The sequence below is a fragment of the Neochlamydia sp. TUME1 genome (genome assembly GCF_000813645.1).
GTDB lineage: Bacteria > Chlamydiota > Chlamydiia > Chlamydiales > Parachlamydiaceae > Neochlamydia.
In genome coordinates, this window is the sequence record NZ_JRXI01000203.1 from 1 (window position 1) to 7,498 (window position 7,498).

Annotated in this window: 8 protein-coding genes and 2 pseudogenes; 6 read left to right on the forward strand and 4 right to left on the reverse strand. The window is 38.6% G+C overall.

What is annotated here, in order from left to right; genetic code table 11:
* A partial coding sequence (locus DB41_RS09410; RefSeq protein WP_193365256.1) for a leucine-rich repeat domain-containing protein occupies positions 1-283 on the forward strand: 283 nt, incomplete at its 5' end.
* A 542-nt stretch (positions 284-825) separates the two neighbouring features.
* The gene (locus tag DB41_RS10960) at positions 826-2,313 is read left to right on the forward strand and encodes a leucine-rich repeat domain-containing protein (RefSeq protein WP_202965126.1); all 1,488 of its coding nucleotides are present in this window, start codon (positions 826-828) and stop codon (positions 2,311-2,313) included.
* Between the two features lie 98 nt (positions 2,314-2,411).
* On the opposite strand, the pseudogene DB41_RS09420 reads toward DB41_RS10960, so the two are convergent.
* Positions 2,412-2,831: pseudogene (locus tag DB41_RS09420) on the reverse strand (hypothetical protein); the annotation flags it as partial.
* Positions 2,832-3,146: 315 nt separating this feature from the next.
* On the opposite strand from DB41_RS09420, the gene DB41_RS11765 reads away from it, so the two are divergent.
* The 3 genes from DB41_RS11765 to DB41_RS09430 all read left to right on the forward strand — a co-directional run bounded on the left by DB41_RS11765 (position 3,147) and on the right by DB41_RS09430 (position 6,049).
* Positions 3,147-3,290, forward strand: a complete 144-nt coding sequence (locus DB41_RS11765; protein WP_155117658.1) for a hypothetical protein — start codon at positions 3,147-3,149, stop codon at positions 3,288-3,290.
* Complete coding sequence (locus DB41_RS09425) at positions 3,287-4,297, forward strand: rod shape-determining protein MreC (protein WP_052244088.1); 1,011 nt, start codon at positions 3,287-3,289, stop codon at positions 4,295-4,297. Before DB41_RS11765 ends, DB41_RS09425 begins: the two co-directional genes overlap by 4 nt.
* Before the next feature lie 465 nt (positions 4,298-4,762).
* Positions 4,763-6,049 carry a DUF4116 domain-containing protein gene (locus DB41_RS09430; protein ID WP_039386603.1) on the forward strand — a complete coding sequence of 429 codons (1,287 nt, stop codon included), beginning with the start codon at positions 4,763-4,765 and terminating at the stop codon, positions 6,047-6,049.
* Here the strand turns inward: DB41_RS09430 and DB41_RS13105 are convergent.
* The 3 genes and pseudogenes from DB41_RS13105 to DB41_RS09440 form a co-directional block, all read right to left on the reverse strand.
* Positions 6,015-6,395: pseudogene (locus DB41_RS13105) on the reverse strand (transposase). The gene DB41_RS09430 and the pseudogene DB41_RS13105 sit on opposite strands and share 35 nt — an antisense overlap.
* Positions 6,396-6,472: 77 nt before the next feature.
* Positions 6,473-6,571 carry a transposase gene (locus tag DB41_RS13110; protein WP_079979840.1) on the reverse strand — a complete coding sequence of 33 codons (99 nt, stop codon included), beginning with the start codon at positions 6,569-6,571 and terminating at the stop codon, positions 6,473-6,475.
* 75 nt (positions 6,572-6,646) lie between these two features.
* Positions 6,647-7,240 (reverse strand): hypothetical protein, encoded by a 594-nt coding sequence (locus DB41_RS09440; RefSeq protein ID WP_039386608.1) that lies wholly within the window; start codon positions 7,238-7,240, stop codon positions 6,647-6,649.
* A 54-nt stretch (positions 7,241-7,294) separates the two neighbouring features.
* On the opposite strand from DB41_RS09440, the gene DB41_RS09445 reads away from it, so the two are divergent.
* On the forward strand, positions 7,295-7,498 hold a 204-nt coding region (locus DB41_RS09445; protein ID WP_039386611.1), incomplete at its 3' end, for an IS5 family transposase.

Genomic DNA, 7,498 nt, shown 5'->3' on the forward strand with positions numbered 1-7,498 from the left:
GCTGCAAGGGCTTTACTTAAATCAAAACCAGCTCACCAGTCTGCCTATAGAAATCCGGCAATTGTCTCAGCTGCGATGGCTTTACTTAAATCAAAACCAGCTCACCGCTCTGCCTGCAGAAATCGGACGGTTGCCTCGGCTGACAAGGCTTTACTTAAATCAAAACCAACTCACCAGCCTTCCTGTAGAAATCGGGCAATTGTCTCAGCTTACCAAGCTTGAATTAACGGCAAATCCTTTGAAAGATATTGCAGAAGAAATAAGGCAGCGTTTTCAATTGTAGAATGGCCATATGTACTTTTTAAATGGGGGTGAGCTAAAATGAAATAAAAAAACTTTTAGCCATCTTATCTTTAAACAAGTCATCCGCTTTCCTTTCCGCAACTAAACAAACTTAAGCTAGCCTACACATTTATAATGACAAAAAGTTTTTCTCTTTTTCTGCAGATTGCTAGGCTGTGAGAACAACCTTTCTTAACAGAAAGAAGCTAGGCGTATTGTATTCCATCATTCGTTTGAAGAATTAAAACATTGCGCCAAAAAGAGCCGTTTTGTTTTTCTCAGATAAGGCAAAGAATCAATCTCATTCCTTTAACCAAACCAAAATTGCTGCGCCACTTAATCGCCAAAACCTGTGGCTGCTCCTAAATGCTTGGAAGGCCCCTTTTTCCTTAAATCTATCTGAAATAAAAGCGAGGTAGATTATCTGTGAGTTGTTTTTCATTGATAAGGATACGAATTCGTTTGACTTGCTTTTTTAATTTTTTTATATTGTCTTTAAAAAATGAAAATACTGAAAAAGTTATCACTACCCAAGGAAATAAAATGCATCCTATCTCTTCGGCATCTATTGAAAGCTTGCCCAATGAATTGCTGCTTCCTATCTTAGAGGCTTGCGCAGTTCCTTCCTTATTTAGCGTCTGTAAAAGATGGCATCATCTGCTAGCTTCTGAAGTGATGCCCCCTCTTTATAAGCAAATAGTTAAAGTTCATTTTCCTCAAGGAAGTGTTAAGGAGCCGGCTCTTATTGTAGATAGGATTTATAAGCTAGAAGAAAAGCTTTCTGAAGCAGCAAAGGTAAATGCAATCTTTAGGCAAATCTTTACTTTAGCCAAGTCTTTTTCAGCTTTAGAATTTAAAGTGCAAATAGAAGAAAAGTGGTATCTTACTCTGGCTAACTACTCTTCCTATCTTCTAAATATTAATCGCCTTTTACTTTGGAAAAAACTTCCTGGTGGAGAAGAATACTTGAGCCGAAAAGAAATTAAGCACTTGCCTCTAGAAAAAAAAGGAGAGCTATTTAGAGATTGGATTGCAGAAAATTGTAAAAACATCACGTCTTTGGATTTATCTAGAGCAGGCTTGACTTATTTACCCTCAGAAATATGCCAGTTATCTCAGCTGCAAACGCTTGACTTAAGAGAAAACGAGCTCACCGCTCTGCCTGCAGAAATCGGGCAGCTATCCCAGCTGCAAAACCTTTACTTAAATCAAAACCAGCTCACCGCTCTGCCTGCAGAAATAGGTCAATTGTCTCAACTGCAATGGCTTTTCTTAACTCAAAACCAGCTCACCAGCCTTCCTGCAGAAATTGGGCAGCTGTCTCAGCTGCAAGGGCTTCTCTTAAACCAAAACCAGCTCACCAGCCTTCCTGCAGAAATTGGGCAGCTGTCTCAGCTGCAACATCTTATCTTAAACCAAAACCAGCTCACCGCTCTGCCTGCAGAAATCGGGCAATTGTCTCAGCTGCAATGGCTTGACTTAAACCAAAACCAGCTCACCACTCTGCCTGCAGAAATCGGGCAATTGTCTCAGCTGGCATGGCTTGACTTAAACCAAAACCAGCTCACCAGCCTTCCTGCAGAAATCGGGCAACTGTCTCAGCTGATACAGCTTTGCTTAAATCAAAACCAGCTCACCAGCCTTCCTGCAGAAATCGGGCAGCTGTCTCAGCTAGGAGGGCTTCTCTTAAACCAAAACCAGCTCACCAGCCTTCCTGCAGAAATCGGGCAACTGTCTCAGCTGATACAGCTTTGCTTAAATCAAAACCAGCTTACCAGCCTTCCTGCAGAAATCGGGCAGCTGTCTCAGCTGCAAGAGCTTATTTTAAATCAAAACCAGCTCACCAGCCTTCCTTCAGAAATCGGGCAATTGTCTCAGCTTACCAAGCTTGAATTAACGGCAAATCCTTTGAAAGATATTGCTGTTAATCAATCTTCTTACTTGAGGCGGAGCATGGAGATTCTTTTATCTTTTGCCTGGTATTTCAGTACGGTTAGGAAGCTACAAGCCATAAGACGTAACATCAGATGATGATGGAGTCCTAGCCATGACTGTCCCTCAAAGTGATCTAATTCTAGCTCCTCTTTCATCTGCTGATAGCCTTGCTCAATTTTACATCTTTCATGAATCTATTCTACTATATGCATGCGGGAAGTATCTTTTGAGGCATTGGAAACTCGGTAACTTCTAAGGCATTTTCTTGGTTGGCCTCTAATGTTCTGGCTAGAATTTAAAGGAATATCTAGAGGCCAAAGAGCATGGTTTCTAGGAATTTGAGCCACAAAGGTTGACTGTCTTTTATCTAACTCTTCCAGCAAATCTCGTATTGCTTCATAATAAATTATTACACCATATTCCTTTGCTAGGGCCTTGTATTTCAAAAACCGATGTGGAAGGTTTTTATTGAAAAACTCAAAATATTTGATAAGTCCTTGATAGACCTCAAGCTTGTCTTGGTAATCTCTTAGATATACATCTTCATACTTAACAGGCCTTCGCGAACGCTCTACAAATATATTATCTGTCGCCCTTCCTTTTCCATTCATGCTAAAAGCAATATTTTTCCTCTAGTAAAATCTATAACCCTAGTGCTTGTAATACGAGTAAATGGGTGATTTTTATTAAGTCACACAATCAAAGAAGTGCCTAAAGCTTCATTAAGCCAGCTCTATGTCCTGTATGTATGGAGGTCAGCTAATAATCGTAATTTTGTAATCGATAGCTCTAAAAAACATTTTAGATATAGGAACTCATAGTAGACATGCTTGCTTATAATGAAAATGCATTGTATGTTAAAAGGAATGTTTAGAAGCTCAAAAGATAAGAATTTTAACCTTATAAATAATTAGTGAGGAACATTCGTTATGAGTGAATTAATATCAAAGCAAGAAGGGCTTCTTCAAAAAGACTATGCCATTTATAGGGGGCCTAATAGTCATACAAGAATTCGCGGCGTAGCAATTAATACTCTTCTGCACATTATTCATCTTCTAGATATTGTCCAATGAGAAAAACTTCTAAACCTTTATTGATTCTTTTTGTCCTGCTTCTACTTACGATGAGTCTCCCCTTAACGACTTCTGAGTGGATGCGAGGAAGCGCTTTGGCTATTCTCTCTCCTATTTGGGAAAGCTTAAGCCATTTAAAGGGGCAAAAAAAGCAAGAATTAAAAAACCTTGGGCCCATAGATTTACATAAAAATAGCATGCCTGAGATTCCAGAACCATCTTATGATGCGGTAGCAGCTCGTATTATCTTTCGTTCTCTAGGAACCTGGAATAGTTCCTTGTGGATTAACGTGGGAGAGGAAACGAATGAAGTCTATGAAAGTCCTTTGGTGGCTAAGAACAGTCCTGTATTGGTCGGTGATTCAGTGGTAGGCGTGATAGATTATATGGGAAAAAGGCAATCACGCGTGAGGCTGATTACAGATTCGGGACTTGTACCTTCGGTGCGCGTGGCTAGAGGGTATGAGCAGGGTAAAGCTATCGCAGAATATATTCCTGATCTACTTGCGTATATACATGCTCATGGAGAGGTGTTTGATAATGGGCGGGAAAAAATGCTAGCGGAAAATGTATTGCGCCATTTACGTCTAAAGTTATTGGAAAAAAAGCATACCTGGTACTTAGCTAAAGGGGAAATTCGAGGACAAAGCCGTCCTATCTGGCGAACAGATGGCCATCTCCTTCGCGGGTCAGGTTTTAATTATGATTTCGAAGATGAGCAGGGGCCTGCACGCGATTTACGTTCTGGGGAGCCTATAGGTTCTTCACAAGAAAAAGCTATGCCTTTAATAAAAGTAAACGATCTTTTAGTAACTACAGGCATGGATGGAGTCTTTCCAGCTGGCCTTAAGGTAGCAATAGTGACAAAAGTAGATCTTTTAAGGGAAGGAGATTTTGCCTTCGAATTAGAGGCTAAACCTACGATAGGAAATTTAGATGACCTAACATGGGTGTATGTTATAGCTCCATCAGAATTTAATGGAAAAGATCAGCCTAATTTACGTTAATTTTTAATTTCCTTTTATCTTATCTTTTAAAATTACAATTTATACGCTAAAAAAAAACTTAGTCTGCATATCAACCCTATGAAACATGCCTTTCTACTTAACAAGAGAAATCGTATAGAGTACGGGGCTGCATAAGGATTCGCTCAAAAGTGTATCACATGTGATTAGAAGAAAAGAGATGAGGATAAGCTTCTCTTATTCTAGATTGTTTTTAGATGGCTGGTCACTTTTTTGCCGGTATTAGAATTTAAGACTTGTCCCTCTTAGCCAGCGTGGCTACATGGCTTGCTTGAATAAGTTTTCTTTATTTTTTTTTCATATTTTTTTTTCAGTTCAATGACTTATAGTTTTTCTTATCTCCTTCAATCAAAAAAATCATTTAGGTCCCTTATTTTTTCTACATTATTTAATAAAATTTTTCTATACCATCTTGCTTTAGTAAATTATTAAAACACTAGGTGTATTATGCAAATAAATCTATCATCTAAAGCATGCCGATTTATTGATCATAAGGCCGATTACGTGCCTATCATAAGTACTGTGACTAATTTAGTTTGTATCTTTCAAAAAGTTTTTATCATACCCTTTAAGCAAGAAAAGAATATTTCTAAATGTCCTTACTATTCCTACCTTAACGGAAAAAGTTTTGGACGGTGTATAATTTTATTAATTCCTGTATTAGGAAATATCCTTGTAGGAATTGGGGACTTTGCTTGTAAAAGAGAGAGTGATAAAGACGCTTTGCCAAAGCCGGCCAAGTACTATGGCGGCATATCTAAGCATGAGGGCCAACCTTCTAGAGACGATAAAAAAATATTTCCTCTTACTCTCAAAAAAGAGGGGGTAGAGCTGAAAAATTTTAAAGAAAAGCTTCAAATTAGTGCCCAGCAAAAAGTGAATACACTTAGGGATGCTAGTAAAGATCACCAAAACGATAGGGAAGGTGTCCTTGCAGCTATTCAGTATGATGACTTAGCACTGCAGCAGACTTGCCAAGATTTCCAGGATGCTAAAAAAGTTGTATTTGCCGCCGTTCAGCATGATGGCTTAGCCCTGCAGTATGCTAACCACGCGCTGCAGAATAATAAAGAAGTCGTACTTGCAGCTGTTCAACATGCTGGCTTAGCCCTTCAGTATGCCAGCCCAGAGCTTCGAAATAATAAAGAAATTGTTCTTGCAGCTGTTCGACATGCTGGCTTAGCCCTACAGTATGCCAGCCCAGAGCTTCGAAATGATAAAGAAGTCGTTCTTGCAGCTGTTCGACATGCTGGTTTAGCTCTGCAGTATGCCAGCCAAGAGCTTCAAAATGATGAAGAAGTTGTTCTTGTAGCTGTCCAGCAAGACTGCTTGGCTCTTAGATACGCTAGCCAAGAGCTTCAAAATAATCGAGTAATCATTCTTGCCGCTGTCCAGCAAGCACCATGGGGGCTTAAGTATGTTAGCAAGGAACTTCAGAATGAGAGAGAAATCGTTCTAGCTGCCGTGCAGAAATTTGGTCTGTCGTTTAGGTATGCTAGTCAAGAGCTTCAAAATGATAGAGAAATCCTTCTTGCCGCCGTCCGGAGAAGAGGTTCTGTACTTATGTATGCTAGCAAAACTTTGAAGAACGATAGAGAAATTGTTCTTGCAGCTATCCAGCAAGATGGTTTGGCGCTTAGGTACGCTAGCGAAGAGCTTCAGAATAATCCTGAACTTGTTGACCTGAGTTTCGAGCTTTTTAGGCAGCAATCAAAAGGCTCGTTTCTTGGCTAGAAAACCTTAATGAGGGCTTTTTTGGCTGGCGGCAATAAGCTGCTACTCCTGCCAGCATATTGGCTAGAAAATTTGCTACGCTTCTTAATCTGAGTGTATAGGCAATGTAAGAAATGTTTTTTAGTTGCTCGTTTACAGTTTCGATTATAAATCTTTTTCTTAGTAAAATTTTGTCTTAAAAGGACATCAATTTTCGCTTTATATTCGATCGTATACATGTCAATAGCTCTAAAAAACCGTGATTAATAAACTTTTGCCTTAGCTTAAAGGAAAGATAACCTTTAGCGCTAGACAGCCTTCCCATCAGGTTTTTTGACAAAATGCCGACCATAAAAACATTGGAAATGTTCCTAAAGTTGGGCTGAAAAAGTTAAAATCTGTCCATTCCCATTGATAATCAGGTGATGTTTAAGGCTCTGAAAGTCATCCTGAAGGGGTTTTTCCTCTTTTAGCTCCCCCTTTAAAAACCTTATTTCTTGTAATTCTTTGTTTATGACCAACGGCAATAGAGGTAGAGTCAATAAGGCAATCCTGGTGAGCTTTCTCTTTCTAGAAAAGCAATTTTTTGGAAGTTGTTATCCTTTTCTTTCTTTCCATTTAATTAAAAGCTTTCTGGGTAGGCATAATGCGATTTTGGATTAAGTTTAGTTGAGCTTCAGCTCTTCTAAAATCTTCTTGTATCATTAAATTCTTCAATTCTTCAAAACTGGCATGAATATCACATTTTAACTGATCAGATAAGTTAGGCAATAAGTCTAAATAAGTAGGAAGAGATTCATCAATAAAAGGCGTTAATTCTTTTTTCATCCAATGGTTAGAATGAAGGTTAAGGTGTTCTATAATCTCATGACAAGCAAATAGAAGATCGTGGACGTGCATGCTTGCTGTGAGCAAAATTGTTTGGTTAGAGGAAGATTCTGCAAATTTTGCTCTCCAAATATCAGGTACAAGGGCAGAATTTTTTTTCGGCTCCTTTAGTATACAAGCTTGAAATGTAGCAATTCTTTTATCTAAATAAGTAGTAAAGTCGCGTCGAACAATAGGAAATTTAGAATCTGTGCTATGGGTAATAGCTTGGCGTCGGGCATTTTCTAGCCACTTATAAACTACTGAAGATTTTAAACTCGTTTTCTTAAAATAACAATTAATTATGTCTAAATGATCGAGGTTGAACTCATCATTTAGAGACATTCTCTGAATTATTAAAATCGTTTAAAATATAGGCTGTTTAACCAGGAGCCTAATATGATAAGAAAACCTTATCCTAGCGATTTAAATAATCAAGAATGGCAAGTGCTTGAACCTATAATATGCAAGAAAAAAGCTGGCAAGCCACCTATGCACTCTAGACGAGAGATGCTTAATGCTATCTTTTATGTCTTAAGGACAGGTTGTCAATGGATAGATCTTCCTCATGATCTTCCTCCTTGGAAATCGGTCTATTCTCAG